This window comes from Paraburkholderia sacchari, assembly GCF_000785435.2.
Taxonomy (GTDB): domain Bacteria; phylum Pseudomonadota; class Gammaproteobacteria; order Burkholderiales; family Burkholderiaceae; genus Paraburkholderia; species Paraburkholderia sacchari.
Genome location: NZ_JTDB02000001.1, coordinates 200,503 through 216,703 on the forward strand (window position 1 = coordinate 200,503; position 16,201 = coordinate 216,703).

Here is a 16,201-nt window from a genome sequence, read left to right on the forward strand (position 1 = left end):
CCGGCGAGGTGATCCGGTGCACACCAGATTTCCTGCGGATTCGCAATAAAAAAGCGGTCTTCACGTCCAGTGAAGACCGCTTTTTTACTTTCCGCGATTACTTCGCTTTCAGCATTTCTTCGATTTGGTGGAGAAGCGCATCGCGCCGGTCTTTGCTGAGGCCCTTCAAACGCAGTTCGAGTCGATCGTCGCCGTAAGACTTCAGGTCGCCCACCGCCATGCCGTCGAGCTTGATCTCCAGACGCTGGGCATAGCGTTGTCGTCCGGCCGGCTTGGGACTTTCTTGGGGCGCTGCACGGCCCTTGACGATGTCCGCCACCTGGCGGGTGCTCAGATCGTCGGCAAGGATCCGGTTGATAAGACGCAGCGTGGCGTCCGTGCCGCGCGCACCGTGGTAGCGCCCGACCTGATAAGCCATGTTCGAGCCGAAGCGGTCGGGGCGTGCAACCATTTCGTGCATGACCGCTTCGGGCAGCTTGGCGACGGACAGCGCCACGGCTACGGTCGACTCATCAAGGCCAAGATGATCGGCGAGTTCGCGCTGGCTCTGGAAATGCTTTTCGTCAATAAAGCGCCTCCAGACGATGGCATTGTCGAAGACCGTTTGCGAATCGCGCTGGACGTTGAGATCGTAACCAAGCTTGTAGCTCTCGAGCCCGATGGGCAGATCGACGACGATCGCCTTGACGATTTCCTTGTTAGCTTCCTTGAGCGCCCGCACACGCCGCCCGCCGTCGCTGACGTAGTAGCTGCCCGGTGCTGCGTAATCAGGAATCACGTGGATGGCCTGCTGCTGCCCCTGCTTGGCGAGATTGACCGCGAGTTCGGCAATCGACGCCTTCAGATAGAAGTGACGCGGATTGAACGGGCTCGGTTTGATCGCCTTCAGCGGCAGCTCGATGATCTGGCCGGGACGATATCCGTGCTCGATACGCCACGCGCGATATTCCGCGGATTCGTTTTCAGTCGAAGCAGGAGCGGCTTCCTCCGTGTTCGCAACCGGCTCGGGCTGGCTTATGCGGCCGACCGGTTCACGTACCTTTGGCTTCTCCTGGACGAGACCGTCGATGGCATTGAGCCGGTCTAGCGCTGTGCGTTTTTCACTGCTCGTCGTGTCAGGCCGCGCCTGAAAACCTTTGGCAAATTGTGAGGGCTTCATTCAGGGTCCTTTATGCGCATAAAGTCAGGGGAGCATGGCCGCGATTTCGTCGGCGCACGCTCGCACTTCGGCGGCAGCGAGCCGTGCGCCGCGATCGCTCATCTGCAGGACGGTCTGACCGAGGGCCATGGCCTGCTTGTACGCTTCGCGGGTGGGTATTTGGGTTTTGAGCAAAGGAAAGCCGAGCTCTTCCAGTGCACGCTTCAGTTCGCGCGTGAGCATGCGCTTCTCTTCGGTCTTGTTCAGCAGGAAGACGGCCTTTAGATCTTCGTTCATGACTTGCGCTTGCTGGATCAGCTTGACGAGCCCAACGCTTGACCAATAGTCGGCGGGTGAAGACGAAGTGGGGATGACGGCAATGGAGGCCGCGAGCAGTACCACGCCAGAAACCTTTTCGGTAATCGATGGCGGGCAGTCAACGATGATGATGTCGTAGTCGCCGATGAACTTCTTGATCTCCCGGTGGATCTGGCCGCCTGCCTCTGAGAGATTCACTACCGGGAACGGGATGCCGGTTTCACCATCGGAAGAGGCGCTTGCCCAGTGAACCAGTGTGTTCTGGCCGTCGGCATCGACCACGAGCACACGCTTTCCTTTTTCGTGAAATGCTGCGCCGAGATGCATCGCGATCGTGCTCTTGCCGACCCCGCCCTTTTGCTGCGTGACTGCGATTATCTCTGCTGCCAATTGATTTTCTCCTTTTTGCTAATTGTTTTGGATTTTACCTGGATTAAGTTGCGATTCAACGGCAGTTGTATGATTTTCATCGCATTCGATGACGCATTGGCCGTTCGGCCAAGGTTTATGCGCATAAAGATCGAGGGGGCTGACAACTACCCTGTTGCTGGCTTGGTAGGTCTCTGTGAGGATGCGTGGGTGCCGGAGTGGGTTCGTGTCGCTGCGGTCAGCAAACGGGCTTTATGCGCATAAAGATTGCGGCATCGAGATGGCTAACGGTGGAGTGCCAGACGAAGCCCCGTTGTCGTCTGAGCCCTGCGAACATGCCTGTGTGACAGGATGCGTTTCTTCCGAGAGCCGGGGACTTTATGCGCATAAAGGTGCCCCCGCATGGGTTGGACGTCCACTTGTCCATGTATCGAGTATTGATCTATCGGCTTCCGCCGTTCCCATCTCGGTGGATTGGCGCTATTCCATTAAATGCAATGGACACGCAGCGGAAGCCTCGACCGATTCCCTCGCCTTCTACCCTCTTCATCCAGCCCGGTAAAATGAGCGACCCGTGCGACGCCTACCGACGCGGCCGCATTTCGATTGTCCTGGCCGGCTCGGAACGGGTCCGTTCCGAATAACCAACCAGGTGCCGCGGCGCCCCCCGCCAATCTCCATCCACTCAAACCGATCCTCACTTCCTGAATCTGAATCCATGATCACGATCTACCACAACGCTCGCTGCTCGAAGTCCCGTGCCACATGCGAACTGGTCTCGAGTACCTACAACAAGGCCAATGAACCAGTTGAGATTGTCGAGTACCTGAAAGCCGCGCTCACGGTCGACCAGTTGAAGTCGCTGCACACCATGCTGGGAGGCCCGCTACTCGACATGGTTCGCACCAACGAAGCGGAATATACGGCGCTCGGACTCGATGCCAACAGCGTGACGGATGATCAGTTATACGAAGCAATTGTGAGCCACCCGATTCTGCTGCAGCGTCCGATTGTCGTGCGTAACGGTCGTGCGGCGATTGGACGTCCGCCGGAAAACGTCGCTGTGCTGTTCGACTAAGCTGCACAGGGTTGCCCAGGCTGCGTGACCGCTTTCATTGCTGGCGCGGTCCAGCCTGGCATTGCATCGGTCGTGCACCTTGGTGCCCGTCTCACCCAGCATCGCATCGCCGCGCGGCACCCCGAGGCCGTGCGTCGGAGATTGACTCGTTGGGCATACGATCGGGCACGCCTCGATCCCGAAACTTGCCCGGCTGGATCGGGCTTCGCGCGAACTTGTCCACAAGGTTGTCCAGAAAATCTGTGGATAAATCTCTGCGCTGCTCGCTTATCCACATTGCCGATCGTCGTCGCCCGCTTCGCACCCCGCCCTTCTGACACACCGCGGATTTTTCTCGCGCCTATGATGACGTTTCTCTCCACTGCGCTTCGCGCACCATTCGAGGAAACCGAGGAGGACTCAAAGATGGCCTATCAAGTTGCGGTCGTAGTCGGCAGTCTGCGCAAGGATTCGTGGAACCGGCAGCTCGCGCATGCCGTGACATCGCTTGCACCAGCCGATTTTTCATTCGAGTTTCTCGACATCGGCGTGTTGCCGCTCTACAGCCAGGACTACGACGCAGATTTCCCCGAGGTCGCGCGTCAGTTCAAGCAGAAGATCGAGGCGGCCGATGCGCTGCTCTTCGTGACGCCCGAGTACAACCGGTCGATACCCGGGGTGCTGAAGAATGCAATCGACTGGGGCTCGCGTCCGTGGGGCAAGAATTCGTGGACCGGCAAGCCGGGCGCGGTGCTCGGCACGTCGCCGGGGGCCGTTGGCACGGCGCTTGCCCAAGCGCATTTGCGCAATGTGCTCGCGTATCTCGACGTGCCGACGCTCGGCCAGCCCGAGATGTTCATCAAGCACGATGCCACGCGGATCAATGAAAAAGGCGAAATTACAAACGACGATACGCGCAAATTCCTGCAGGCGTTCGTCGATCGTTATGCCGACTGGGTCAAGCGCCAATTGGGCCGTTAAGCTGCAGCGGCGGGCCTGATGGGGCACGGCGGCAACTTGCCGTCGCGCCCCATCGCATCGATAGCACCGTCAATGCAGTGTTGGAGGCTGGCCGGTCACGGGCCGATCCGGCGCATCGGACGCACGGTGGTCGTGCGAGTCCTCTTCGTACTCGATGAACTCGTCGGGAATGCGTGGCGCGGTGGCCTCCGCGGGTTGCGTCTCCCGCGGGGGGGCGGGGGCGGCCGGCGCGCCCATCACCGCACCGGCGCCCGGCGCGCTTGCCGATGCGAGCACGGTGGCTTCCGCATCGTTCACCGGCCGTGACGGCTGCGCTGCGGTGTCGGTCGCCGCATGCGTCGCGTCGCCAGCGCCGCCAGGTTGAACGTCGCTTGCTTCTGCGCCGGCTCCCTGCTCCAGGCGGCGGCGCATCGCCTCGGCCAGATTCGCAAGGCCGAGTTCGTCGAGCGCGGAGTGCTCGCGCGCGACCGGCTCGGCGTCCGTCGTGGCCCAAGTCCAGTTACCGCCGCGCACGGCGACTTCGAGTGCATCGTTGCCGCGCAGCGTGTTGCTGGCGAGGTCCGCGTGGGCTTCGTCGGCGACGCGCACGCCGATCAGCACATTGCCCGATGGCGTGACGGGCTCGGGCGCGGCGCCGGGGTTCGAGCGCCCGTCTCCAGTCGAGGAGAAGAAGCTCGCCACGAGCCGCTCGATGCCGGCCAGCACGCCCGACTCGTGTACGGGCAATTCGATGTCGCTGGCAAGAAATCCGCATTGCAGCAGCGCTTCCTGCGCATGCCGCGCTTTGTCGTAGGTCTCGAAGAGACCGGTCACGGTCTGTTTCATGGCTTGATCCTCCTATAGCCGTTTCCACGTGCCGTACGACCCATAACGCAATCCGCGTGCCGGGTATATCTATTCCGACCTACAGCGTCGCGTCCCGTTCCCGCCGCGTGCGCGTCTGGCGGTCGAGCTGGATGGCTTCCAGCATCTTCTCCAGCAAGGCGATGTCGAAGGGCTTCGAGAGCACGCGCACATCCACGCCGCGCGTGCGCTCGAGCTCTTCCGCGTAACCGGTGACGAGAATCACCGGCAGCCCCGGCTCGCGTGCCCGCAACGCCTCAGCGAGATCGATGCCGTTCATCGTGCCCGGCATGTGGATGTCGGAGAGCACGAGGTCGAAGCGCGGCGCATCGTCGTCGCTCGTGGGCGCGGCGCGGGCCGCATCCACGAATTCCAGCGCGTTCGCCGCGTCGTTCGCGCAGGTCACGTGATGGCCCATCATCTGCAGTAGCGCCTCGGTGCCCGCCGCGACTTCGTCGTTGTCCTCGACGAGCAGCACGCGCAGCCCTTGCGGCGGATTCGCGCTGTGTTCGCGCTGCTCGGTTTCGCGCAGCGCGGCCGGCGCGGCGCTCGCGCGCGGCAGATAGAGATGCACCGAGGTGCCAGCGCCAATCGCACTGTCGATCGCGGCGAGCCCGCCCGAGCGCTCGCAGAATGCGAACACCTGCGGCAGCCCGAGGCCCGTGCCCATGCCCTTGGGCTTGGTGGTGTAGAGCGGCTCGAAGGCGCGCGCGAGCACGTCGGGCGGCATGCCCACCCCCGTGTCCTCCAGCGAGACGTGCACGAATTCGCCGTCGAGCGGGAAGCCCTCGCCGGGCCGGAACGCAATATTACGTGCCCGCACGGTGAAGCGTCCGCCGTTGGGCATGGCGTCGCGCGCATTGACCGCGAGATTGATGAGCGCAAGCTCGAATTCGGCGACGTCCACGAGCACGGTCCACACGGCCTCGTCCACGTCCATGACGAGCGCGACCTTCGCGCCGAGCGAGGCGCGCAGCAGTTCGCGCGACGCGGGCAGCCAGCGGCCGACGGCAATCGTCTCGTTGCGCAGCGGCTGCTTGCGTGCGACGCCGAGCAGCTGGCGCGTGAGCGATTGTCCGCTCTTGAGCGCGCGCTCGACGGCCGACAGTTCGCGCTCGAAGCCCGTCACGCCTCGCCGTCGCGCGATCTGCACGTTGGTCGAGACGATCATCAGCAGATTGTTGAAGTCGTGCGCAACGCTGCCCACGAGATTGCCGAGCGCTTCCATCTTGCGCGACTGCCGGTAGGCCGATTCGATCGAGCGGCGCATTGCCGCTTCGGCCTGCCAGCGCTCCCAGGCTTCCTCCTCGGCGGCGAGGCGGCGCAGCGAGAGCCAGATCACGCACCACAGCGCGATCGACGGCATGAACATCGAGATGATCAGCACGCTCAGGTGCCGGTACCACGCGGACCAGATCGCCGAGGTGCGATAGAAACAGGCGACATAGACCGGATACGCGCCCACGCGCCGGAACGCCACGATCGCGTTGTCGCCGATCAGCGGCGAATGCATGCGCACGACACCCGATTCCTGGTTGTGCGCGAGCGCGGCGGCGAAGGGCGAACTGGGCGCGACAATGGCCGGCATGCCCGTGCCGCCAGCGCCGTTGAATGCGGCCGCGCTGGCAGCCTTAGGCGCGCCGCTCGCCGCGCCGGTCGTTCCCCTGGCGCGGACCGCGCGCACGCCGGGCGGCGGCTCGAACGCGAGAACGGCGCCGTCACTGCGCACGAGGCCGAGCGCCATTGGCGAGTCGTCGCCGAGCAACTCGTTGTAGAACTTGTCGAAGTAGCCGGGCCGCAGCGCGACCGACACCAGTCCGGCGAACGCGCCCGTGGCGTCGTGGCGCGCGATGCCGGTGTTGAACACCGTTTCGCCGCTCACCTGGCCCTGCATGACCCGCGAAACGTGGTCGAGCATGCGGCCGGCGCGGATGCCCACGAAGTCCTCGCGCGCGGCGATCGAGACCGGCGGCGGCGGCGAGAAGCGGCTGCTCGCGAGCAATTCGCCGTCGCGGCCGAAGATCGACACGGCGGCCACCTGCGGATAGCCGCCGCCGATGGTGTCGAGCTTCTCGTGGATCTGCGCTTCGTTCGCGCGGATGCCGTTGTCGTCGAGATCTTCCACGCCGTCCACGATGCGCGCGTCGAGCGCATCGTTCATGTCGAACACTTTGAGCGCGTGTTCTTCGGCTACGCGCACGGTGCGCAGCGTGATGTCTGTGGCGTCGGCCTCGCGCGTGCGCAGGTCATTCCACGCCATCGTGGCGACGTAGACGCAGGGCAGCACGATCGCGGCAATCAGCAGCGCGATCAGCGTGCGGCGGCGCACCGTGAAGTCATGGCTGGGCGCAGCCGGGAACGGCGCTTCTTCGGCGCGCGGTGGCGGCGTGCGGTCGTCGGGCCCTGCGGGCCGGTCGGGATTCATAGAGCTAAGGCTGAAGGCTGCGGAGGAGCTTGGGACATGGCTTCCAACATGATAAACGACCGGGCTTGTGCTTCGGTTAGCCTGTTCGCCTCGCGCGCCGCCGCGAGGCGCGCGGGATGTGCGCGAAACGTTGCGAAACGTGCGCGAACGTCGGCAGGCTGGACTCACCGGTCCCGGTGATTGCGCGACATTTCACGTAGCGCAAACGTACACAAAAGGACAATCGCGGGCCTTTAATGCAAAGCCGGATTATTTATTTCTCTAATAGTCCAAAAACGGGTGGTTTTTGTTCGTCTAATGATTATCGGCGAGTTGCATTTGGTTCGATTTGCTTCGAGAATCGCGGCCACGATTAGCGCCATGCAAGTGCGCGGCCATTGCATGCCGCGCAATATGCGGTGTTTTTCGGGGCGCTTCGCGTCCGCGCATTCCATGCGATACGCATAAATATCTCACACTCGCTAAAGAACTCGCGCGCGCGGCCGTTAATACGCTTTAACGCAGTCCGTTCAACGCCCACTCATTTCGCATATCCATGTCTTTGCCCATCGTGATCGCCGACGATTCGCTGCTCGCCCGCAAGGTGCTCACGAAGGCGCTGCCCGAGGACTGGGATGTCGAGATTACCTACGCGTCGAACGGACAGGAAGCCTTGGCGCTGTACCGGGCCGGGCGTGCGCCGGTCATGTTTCTCGACCTCACGATGCCCGGCATGACGGGCTTCCAGGTGCTCGAAGCGATGCAGCATGAGGACCTGAACACATTCGTGATCGTGGTTTCCGCCGATGTGCAGCCGCGCGCCCAGGAGCGCGCGCTCGCGCTCGGCGCGATGGCGTTCGTGCCGAAGCCGGTTACGCAGAAGACGCTGCTGCCCATCCTCAGGGAGTACGGGTTGTATGTCTGATCAAGTGTTCACGGAAATACAGCGCGACGCGCTCCAGGAGATCGCCAATCTCGGCATGGGTCAGGCCGCGACGCGCCTGTCGGGGCTCCTCGACGCATTCATCGAACTCTCGGTGCCGCGCGTGCGCGTGGTCGCCGTGAGCGAGGCCGCGCACGCGCTGCGCGAGATGACCGGCATCGACGGTCCGGTCACGGCGGTGCGCCAGGGCTTTCGCTCCGAGATCAAGGGCGAGGCGCTCGTGATCTGCCGCAGCGGCGAGATCGACGAGCTGGGCGCACTGATCGGCGGCCCGCCATCCGCGCGCGACGCGCTCACCGGGCAGGAGCTGATTTTCGACGTGGCGAACGTGCTCTGCGGCGCGTGCGTTTCGTCGATGCTCGATCAGCTCGGGCGCCTGCCCGTGTTCTCGCAGCCGGGGCTGCTCGGCCTCGCCATCATGCTCGACGAGGTGTTTCAGCCCGGCATGCTCGCCTGGGATCTCGCGCTGCTCGTGGAAGTCAATTTCGCGCTCGAAGACCAGCGTTTTCGCGCGCATCTCGTCATGCTGATGGCCGAGGAATCGATCCATCGCGTGAGCCGCGCCATCGACGCCTTGCTGCTCAGCCTATGAATACGCGCGACCTGTCTGTCCCGGCCCGTGCCGTGGAGCCGTCGATGCCGTCGCTTTCCGATCTCGTGGTGGAGCGCGTGGGCTTCGGCATCTTCGTGCTCGACCGAGACCTGAACGTGCTGATGTGGAACCGCTTCATGCAGGACCACAGCGGCGTGGCCCCGGCCGACGTGATCGGCCGTTGCGTCTTCGAGCGCTTTCCCGAGTTGCCGCGCGCATGGCTCGCGCGCAAGGTCGAGAGCGTGTTCCAGCTCGGCAGCTTCGCGTTCAGTTCCTGGGAGCAGCGGCCCTGGCTGTTCCGCTTCGATCACGACCGTCCCATTACGGGCGGTGTGGACTACATGCAGCAGGACTGCACCTTCATGCCGCTCGTGCAGGGGCGCGAGGTGATCGCCGTGTGCGTGACCATTTCCGATGTCACGCACGTGAGCGTCATGCAGCGCGAGCGCGAGGACGCCGTGGCGAAGCTGCGCGAATACGCCGACCGCGACGGCCTCACGGGCATCGCGAACCGGCGCTATTTCGAGGCGCGGCTCGCCGACGAATTCGCGCGCTGGCAGCGCTACGGCGGCGAACTGTCGGTGCTGCTGTTCGATCTGGACCATTTCAAGAAGATCAACGACGAATTCGGCCACGTTACCGGCGACACCGTACTGCGCACCATGGCGCAGCGTGTGGCCCAGGTGGTGCGCAAGCAGGACGTGTTCGGGCGCTTCGGCGGCGAGGAGTTCGCTCTGCTGCTGCCGTGCACGCCGCTTGGCGACGCGCTGCGCGTTGCCGAAAAGATTCGTCACACGATCAGCGATGCGCCCGTGGAGGTGGAGGGCGTGCTCGTGTCCGTCACGGCGAGCGTGGGCGCCGCCGCCGCGCGGCCCGGCGCGACCGGTTCTGAAGCCATGATCAACGAGGCCGACGCGGCCCTCTATAGCGCCAAGCGCGAGGGGCGCAATCGCTCCGTCGCGCGTGGCGAGGCAATGCCCTGAGCTTTCGCGGCCGGGCGGGGCCGGACCTTCCATGATATCGCCCCGCGTTTCCGTCCCGTGTTTCCGCCCCGTTTCCCGCCCCGTTTCCCGCCCCGTTTCCCGCCGCCCCTGACCTGCGGCGGCGGGTAAAGATTGCTATACTTTTGGCCGTTTCCGGCCGTGAACCCCGAACGGCGTTCCGATAGGGCCGGTGCCTCGCGCGTGTCCGCGCGCGCGGGCGACCCGCTACAGGCGGGCCCGAATATCTGAAAAGCCCCGCCGGGGCGCCCCCAGCGGAGATCGTCTTGGCCGTTTCCAACCTCGTCGTGGACGATACACAGCAAACCGACGCCGCCGCCGCTTCGTCGGGCAGTTCGTTTTATCTGGCAATGCGGATTCTGCCGCCTGCGCAGCGCGACGCCATGTATCAGGTCTACGCCTTTTGCCGCGCTGTCGACGACATCGCGGACAGCGACCTGCCGCGCGCCGAGCGCGCGGCGGGGCTCGACCAATGGCGCGCCGACATCGACGCGTGCTACGCCGGCACGCCGCGCGCCTCGCTCGCGGCCCTCACGCGCCATATCCATACGTTCGGGCTCGCGCGCGACGACTTCCACGCGATGATCGACGGCATGGCCATGGACGCCGCCGAGGACATCTGCGCGCCCGACGAAGCCACGCTCGACCTCTATTGCGACCGCGTGGCGAGCGCGGCGGGCCGCCTTTCGGTGAAGATCTTCGGCATGGCGGACGAGCCGGGCCGCCTGCTCTCGCATCACCTCGGGCGCGCCTTGCAGCTGACGAACATCCTGCGCGACATCGACGAGGACGCGGACATCAACCGCTGCTACCTGCCGCGGGAGCTGCTCGCGCGCGAGGGCATCGCGACGTCGAATCCGCACGAGATTGCCGCCGATCCGTCGCTGCCGCGCGTCTGCGCGACGCTCGTGCAACGCGCGCTCGCCCACTTCGCCGAAGCCGACGCCATCATGGACCGCACGCCGCGCGTGCAGGTCAAGGCGCCGCGCATCATGTCGGGCGTGTACCGCGTGCTGCTCGAGGGCACTGTCGAGCGCGGCTTCGATCTGCCGCGCACCAGGATCGTCAAGCCGCGCGCGCGGCTCTTGTGGATCGTCGCGCGCTACGCGCTGTTTTAGGGTCGGCTTACCTATGAGCATGCGAACGCCCCGGCTCGTCCACGTGATCGGCGCGGGGCTCGCGGGCCTCGCCGCAGCGACCCGGCTCCAGCGCCACGGGGTCCAGGTCGCGCTGCACGAGGCCGCCTCACAGGCCGGTGGACGATGCCGCTCGTACTACGACCGTACGCTCGCGCTCACGCTCGATAGCGGCAATCATCTCGTGCTGGCGGGCCATGAAGCCACGCTCGACTACGTGCGCACGATCGGCGCCGCCGACGAGCTCTCGGGCCCGAGCGAGCCGGCCTTCGCGTTCATGGACCTCGCGGCGCGCTCGCACTGGAGCGTGCGCTTTTCGCGCTCGCGCGTGCCGTTCTGGATCGGCGACGCCCAGGCGCGCGTGCCGGGCACCAAGGTGTCGGACTATCTCGCGCTGCTGCCGCTGCTGTTCGCAAAGCCTGGCCGCACGATGGCGCAGACCATGCGCTGCGACGGCCCGCTCTGGGACCGCTTGCTGCGCCCGCTCTTTCTCGCTGCGCTCAACGTCGAGCCGCGGGAGGCCAGCGCCGAGCTCTCGGCCACGCTGCTGCGCGAAGTGCTGTCCGCGGGCGGCGAGGCGTTCCGGCCGCTGATGGCGCGCAACGGCTTGTCGAGTGCGTTCGTCGATCCGGCGCTGCGCATGCTCCAGCATGGCGGCGCGGCGATTCGGCTCGATGCGCCGTTAAAGGAGATCGTGTACGACGACGCGGCAGGCTGCGTCGTCGCGCTCGATTTCGAGAGTGGCCGCGTCCCGCTGGGCGAGGACGAAGCCGTCGTGCTGGCCGTGCCGGCCCCCGCTGCCGCCGCGCTCGTGCCCGCGTTGCAGACGCCGCAGCGCCACACGGCGGTCGTCACGGCGCACTTCGCCGTGGAGCCGCCGTCCGGCATGACCACGCCGATGGCGCTCGTGAACGGCACGGCCGACTGGCTGTTCGCGGGCGCGGGCCGCATCTCGGCGACGATTCACGATGCCGAGGCCTTCGGCATGTCCGATACGCTCGACGCACTCGCGCCCGAAGACCTCGCGCTGCGTATCTGGGCCGATGTGGCGCAAGCCGCGTCGCTGCCGGCGCAGCCGCTGCCCGCCTGGCAGGTCGCGCGCGAAGCCCGCGCGGGCTTTGCCGCCGTGCCGCAAGAAGAGCTGCGCCGCCCGGCGGCGCGCACCCGCTGGACCAACTTGACGCTCGCTGGCGACTGGACTGCAACCGGCCTGCCCGCCACGATCGAAGGCGCAATCCGCTCGGGCCGCAAGGCCGCGGACCTGCTTTTAGAGACCAGGATGTATTGATGAACGATCTTTCAGAGGCCATACCGGCCGACGACCTCGCGAACGCGCTCGCCGCATCCGCGCCCGCCGCCGGCGCGGACGTTGCCGTGATCGATGCGCTCGACGCCGCCGTCACGCGCGCGACCGACGCGATTCTTGCCGACCAGCGCGCCGACGGCCATTGGGTCTACGAACTCGAAGCCGACGCCACGATTCCCGCCGAATACGTGCTGCTCGTGCACTACCTGGGCGAAGAGGCGAACCTCGAACTCGAAGCGAAGATCGCGCGCTACCTGCGCCGCATCCAGTTGCCCGGCGGCGGCTGGCCGCTGTTCGCCGAAGGCGAGATGGACGTGAGCGCGAGCATCAAGGCTTATTTCGCACTCAAGATGATCGGCGATGCAGAAGATGCCGATCACATGGTGCGCGCACGCGAGGCGATTCTCGCGGCGGGCGGCGCGGAAAAGGCCAACGTGTTCACGCGCATTCTGCTCGCGCTTTACGGCGTGGTCAGCTGGTACGCGACGCCGATGATGCCGGTCGAGATCATGCTGCTGCCGAAGTGGTTCCCGTTCCATCTCACGAAGGTTTCGTACTGGGCGCGCACGGTGATCGTGCCGCTGCTCGTGTTGGGCGCGAAGCGGCCAGTCGCGAAGAACCCGCGCGGCGTGCGCATCGACGAGCTGTTCCGCGGTGCGCCTGTCACCACGGGCCTGAACGAGCGCTCGCCGCACCAGAGCAAAGGCTGGTTCGGTTTCTTCCGCGCCGTGGACGGCGTGCTGCGCATCACCGATCCGCTGTTCCCGAACTATCTGCGCCAGCGCGCGATCGACGCGGCAGTGGCGTTCGTCGACGAACGCCTGAACGGCGAGGACGGGCTCGGCGCGATCTTCCCGGCCATGGCCAATGCCGTGATGATGTACGAGGTGCTCGGCTACCCGGCCGATCATCCGCACCGCGCGATCGCGCGCCAGTCGATCGAAAAGCTCGTGACGATCCACGCCGACGAAGCGTATGTCCAGCCGTGTCTCTCGCCCGTGTGGGACACCTCGCTCGCCGCGCATGCGCTCATCGAAACAGGCGACGCGCGCGCGCACGAAGCGGCGCGGCGCGGCCTCGAATGGCTGCGCCCGCTGCAGATTCTCGACCTGCGTGGCGACTGGATCTCGCGCCGCCCCGCCACGCGCCCGGGCGGCTGGGCATTCCAGTACGCGAACCCGCACTACCCCGACGTCGACGATACGGCTGTGGTGGTGGCGGCGATGCGCCGTGTGGACCAGATCGACCAGACGAGCGCCTATGACGAGGCCATCGCACGCGGACGCGAATGGGTGGTCGGCATGCAGAGCGGCAACGGCGGCTGGGGCGCGTTCGAGCCGGAAAACACGCACGAGTACCTAAACAGCATTCCGTTCTCGGATCACGGCGCGCTGCTCGATCCGCCGACGGCCGATGTCTCGGGCCGCTGCCTCTCGATGCTCGCGCAACTCGGCGAATTGCCCGCGACGAGCGAGCCGGCGCAGCGCGCCTACAACTACATCCTCGCCGAGCAGGAAGCCGACGGCAGCTGGCATGGCCGGTGGGGCATGAACTACATCTACGGCACGTGGACGGCGCTGTGTGCGCTGAACGCCGCGGGCCTCGCGCACACCGATTCGCGCATGAAGCGCGCGGCGCAGTGGCTTGTTGCGATCCAGAACGACGATGGCGGCTGGGGCGAGGACGGCACCAGCTACAAGCTCGAGTACCGGGGCTACGAGCGCGCGCCGAGTACGGCGTCGCAAACGGCGTGGGCGCTGCTCGGCCTGATGGCGGCCGGCGAGGTGAACCATCCTGCTGTCGCGCGCGGCGTGGCGTGGCTGCAGGCCACGCAGCGCGAGCACGGCCTCTGGGACGAAACGCGCTTCACGGCCACGGGCTTTCCGCGCGTGTTCTATCTGCGCTACCACGGCTACCGCAAGTTCTTCCCGCTATGGGCGCTCGCGCGCTACCGCAACCTCAAGCGCGATGGCGCCACGCACGTCAAGGTCGGTTTGTGACGATGGCGGTGGAATCTGCATCAGTGGCCCCCACGGCGCGCGTGCAACGCACGAAAAGCATGAACAGCACGCGAGGCGCGCTGCCCGTGATCGCCGTGACCGGCATGGCCTTCGAGGCGAGCATCGCAGCGGGCAAAGGCGGCGACGGCATTACGGCGGTCTACGCCGCGCGCGCCGACCTGCTCGAACGCGCGCTCGCGGCGGCGCTCGATCGCGGCGCAGCGGGCGTGATCAGCTTCGGCACCGCGGGCGGCCTTGGGCCGGATCTCGAACCGGGCACGCTCATCATTGCCGACGCCGTGGATGGCCCGCTCGGCCGCATCGCCTGCGATGCGGCGTGGAGCGAGCGCATGGCGGCGGCGCTGCTCGATTCGCCGCTGGCCGCGCCCATGCGGCGCGGCGTGGAGGCCGCCGTGGCCGCGCCGCTTACCGGCGCGGCGGACAAGGCGGCGCTGCACCGGTCGAGCGGCGGCGCGCTCGCTGTCGACATGGAGTCGCATCTGGCTGCCGCGGCTGCGGCGGCACGCGGCCTGCCGTTCGCGGTCTGCCGCGCGGTGGTGGATCCGGCCTGGCGCAGCCTGCCGAAGGCCGCGATGGCCGGCTTGCGCGACGACGGCTCCACGGCCGTTCTGCCGGTACTGCGCGAACTCGCGCGCGATCCCCTGCAACTGGGCGGCCTGCTGCGCGTGGCCGCCGACGCCGGCGCGGCGCGCAAGACGCTCACGGCGGCGCGGCGTGTGCTGACTGCCTCTGGCGCGTTTTTCCCTGGCTGATCCGGCCGCCTGGCGGCGCGGGCTATTGCAAAACTAAGGGAAAACCCCTATATCTGGTAACGTATTGGTGTTAACCCTTGGATTTGCTTTTTTTGATCTGGGGGCGGAACGCGCATCGGGAGTTACCAGCCATGAATTTTCATACCCGCAAATGGGTCAAGCCTGAAGACCTGAATCCCAACGGCACGCTGTTCGGCGGCAGCCTGCTGCGCTGGATCGACGAAGAAGCGGCGATCTACGCGATTTGCCAGCTCGACAATCAGCGCGTCGTGACCAAGCTGATCTCGGAAGTGAACTTCGTGAGTTCGGCGCGTCAGGGCGACATCATCGAACTGGGCATGAAGGCGACGCACTTTGGCCGCACCTCGATCACGTTGCGCTGCGAAGTGCGCAACAAGGTCACGCGCAAGAGCATCCTGACGATCGAAAAGATGGTGTTCGTGAACCTGGGCGCCGACGGCAAGCCCACGCCGCACGGGCGCGAGCAGATCCGCTACGCCGACGAGGCGTACGAGCGTTACCGCCAGACCGTGCAGAACGCGGCGGATGCGACGGCGCTGGCGGCCGCGAACGAAGCAGCGCGCGAGGCCGAGCACGAGGACTCAGCGGTGCATTGAGCGGCGCTGCGCCGTATGAAAAGAAAGCCCGGCAGGTGGGTACCTGACGGGTTTTTTTGTGTCTGCGCCAATGGCGAGGGGGGCGGGGCCTGAATCGGCTTGTCAGTGCGTCTCTTTCGGAAACGCCACGTTGAACTGGTGCGCAAGTTTTTCGAGGCGACGATCCAGGGTCCAAAGACTTGCGCCTGGCGTCATCAAGGCTGAGGCGAGCAAAGCGAGGTCGACGCTGCCGCAGCCTCGACCGTAAAGCTGCTCGGTCTCGATGAATTGCATGACCTCCGACGGTGTAGCTTGCGTTGCGCGACGTAGCAAGCAGATATCGTGCAGGGTGCGGGCACGGGGCGCCGGCGGAGTGCCGCATGCGAGTTCGAGGAGGACCAGCGAGTGTGTCAGTGCCTGATCGGTCGTGATGAGCCGAACCAGGGTCTCGTTACGCTGCCGGAAGTGATCTACCCACACTGAGGTGTCGATCAGGATGTTCACCCTGCGCTCGGCTCGCTACGGCGTCGAGGAATCTCCTGCATATCGGGTGCCACTCCCCCGAGCGCTGCAAGGCGCTTTGCAGCCTGGACACGCACGAAAGTCTGCATCGCTTCGCGGAACAGTTCGGCCTTGTCCATGCCGGGCTCGGCAAGCTCGAGCGCCTGCTCGTACAGTGCGTCGTCAATCGTGACCGTCGTTCTCATGTCAAGCTCCTGAATTGATGCAATTTCGCATCAATTT

The 16,201-nt window shown here is 65.5% G+C and carries 16 protein-coding genes; 10 read left to right on the plus strand and 6 right to left on the minus strand.

Annotated elements, in window-relative coordinates; genetic code table 11:
• Nucleotides 1-97 precede the first annotated feature (97 nt).
• A complete protein-coding gene (locus tag NH14_RS00870; RefSeq protein ID WP_035528213.1) occupies nt 98-1,159 on the minus strand; it encodes a ParB/RepB/Spo0J family partition protein in 1,062 nt (353 codons plus the stop codon).
• Nucleotides 1,160-1,183: 24 nt separating this feature from the next.
• The gene (parA, locus tag NH14_RS00875; protein WP_035528210.1) at nt 1,184-1,846 is read right to left on the minus strand and encodes a ParA family partition ATPase; all 663 of its coding nucleotides are present in this window, start codon (nt 1,844-1,846) and stop codon (nt 1,184-1,186) included.
• A gap of 697 nt (nt 1,847-2,543) precedes the next feature.
• Here parA and arsC point away from each other — a divergent pair.
• Together arsC and NH14_RS00885 are read left to right on the plus strand one after the other, a co-directional pair.
• On the plus strand, nt 2,544-2,903 hold the full coding sequence (arsC, locus tag NH14_RS00880) for an arsenate reductase (glutaredoxin) (protein ID WP_035528204.1): 360 nt from the start codon (nt 2,544-2,546) through the stop codon (nt 2,901-2,903).
• A 405-nt stretch (nt 2,904-3,308) separates the two neighbouring features.
• Nucleotides 3,309-3,863 (plus strand): NADPH-dependent FMN reductase, encoded by a 555-nt coding sequence (locus NH14_RS00885; protein ID WP_035528347.1) that lies wholly within the window; start codon nt 3,309-3,311, stop codon nt 3,861-3,863.
• Between the two features lie 69 nt (nt 3,864-3,932).
• On the opposite strand, the gene NH14_RS00890 is transcribed toward NH14_RS00885, so the two are convergent.
• Nucleotides 3,933-4,688 carry a hypothetical protein gene (locus tag NH14_RS00890; protein ID WP_052148125.1) on the minus strand — a complete coding sequence of 252 codons (756 nt, stop codon included), beginning with the start codon at nt 4,686-4,688 and terminating at the stop codon, nt 3,933-3,935.
• 79 nt (nt 4,689-4,767) lie between these two features.
• Nucleotides 4,768-7,131, minus strand: coding sequence for a hybrid sensor histidine kinase/response regulator family protein (locus NH14_RS00895; RefSeq protein ID WP_035528202.1), 2,364 nt, complete (start codon nt 7,129-7,131; stop codon nt 4,768-4,770).
• 535 nt (nt 7,132-7,666) lie between these two features.
• Between NH14_RS00895 and NH14_RS00900 the strand changes: the two genes are divergently transcribed.
• The 8 genes from NH14_RS00900 (at nt 7,667) to NH14_RS00935 (ending at nt 15,478) form a co-directional block, all read left to right on the plus strand.
• A complete protein-coding gene (locus NH14_RS00900; protein ID WP_035528199.1) occupies nt 7,667-8,035 on the plus strand; it encodes a response regulator in 369 nt (122 codons plus the stop codon).
• The gene (locus tag NH14_RS00905; protein WP_035528197.1) at nt 8,028-8,645 is read left to right on the plus strand and encodes a chemotaxis protein CheC; all 618 of its coding nucleotides are present in this window, start codon (nt 8,028-8,030) and stop codon (nt 8,643-8,645) included. Before NH14_RS00900 ends, NH14_RS00905 begins: the two co-directional genes overlap by 8 nt.
• A 44-nt stretch (nt 8,646-8,689) precedes the next feature.
• Entirely contained in the window at nt 8,690-9,628 is a 939-nt protein-coding gene (locus tag NH14_RS00910) for a GGDEF domain-containing protein (RefSeq protein WP_035528342.1), read from the plus strand.
• A 284-nt stretch (nt 9,629-9,912) separates the two neighbouring features.
• Entirely contained in the window at nt 9,913-10,764 is an 852-nt protein-coding gene (gene hpnD / locus NH14_RS00915) for a presqualene diphosphate synthase HpnD (protein WP_035528194.1), read from the plus strand.
• Between the two features lie 13 nt (nt 10,765-10,777).
• Nucleotides 10,778-12,070, plus strand: a complete 1,293-nt coding sequence (hpnE, locus tag NH14_RS00920) for a hydroxysqualene dehydroxylase HpnE (RefSeq protein WP_407947112.1) — start codon at nt 10,778-10,780, stop codon at nt 12,068-12,070.
• Nucleotides 12,070-14,088 (plus strand): squalene--hopene cyclase, encoded by a 2,019-nt coding sequence (gene shc, locus NH14_RS00925; protein ID WP_035528187.1) that lies wholly within the window; start codon nt 12,070-12,072, stop codon nt 14,086-14,088. The genes hpnE and shc overlap by 1 nt, the downstream gene beginning before the upstream one ends.
• Nucleotides 14,089-14,147: 59 nt before the next feature.
• Complete coding sequence (locus tag NH14_RS00930; protein WP_035528338.1) at nt 14,148-14,861, plus strand: phosphorylase; 714 nt, start codon at nt 14,148-14,150, stop codon at nt 14,859-14,861.
• A 131-nt stretch (nt 14,862-14,992) separates the two neighbouring features.
• The gene (locus NH14_RS00935) at nt 14,993-15,478 is read left to right on the plus strand and encodes an acyl-CoA thioesterase (RefSeq protein ID WP_035528184.1); all 486 of its coding nucleotides are present in this window, start codon (nt 14,993-14,995) and stop codon (nt 15,476-15,478) included.
• Between the two features lie 102 nt (nt 15,479-15,580).
• Here the strand turns inward: NH14_RS00935 and NH14_RS00940 are convergent, their stop codons facing one another.
• Together NH14_RS00940 and NH14_RS00945 are read right to left on the minus strand one after the other, a co-directional pair.
• Nucleotides 15,581-15,961 carry a type II toxin-antitoxin system VapC family toxin gene (locus tag NH14_RS00940; RefSeq protein WP_035528181.1) on the minus strand — a complete coding sequence of 127 codons (381 nt, stop codon included), beginning with the start codon at nt 15,959-15,961 and terminating at the stop codon, nt 15,581-15,583.
• Nucleotides 15,958-16,164: a type II toxin-antitoxin system VapB family antitoxin gene (locus tag NH14_RS00945; protein WP_035528178.1), complete on the minus strand. Its 207-nt coding sequence runs from the start codon at nt 16,162-16,164 to the stop codon at nt 15,958-15,960. Before NH14_RS00945 ends, NH14_RS00940 begins: the two co-directional genes overlap by 4 nt.
• Nucleotides 16,165-16,201: the final 37 nt, after the last annotated feature.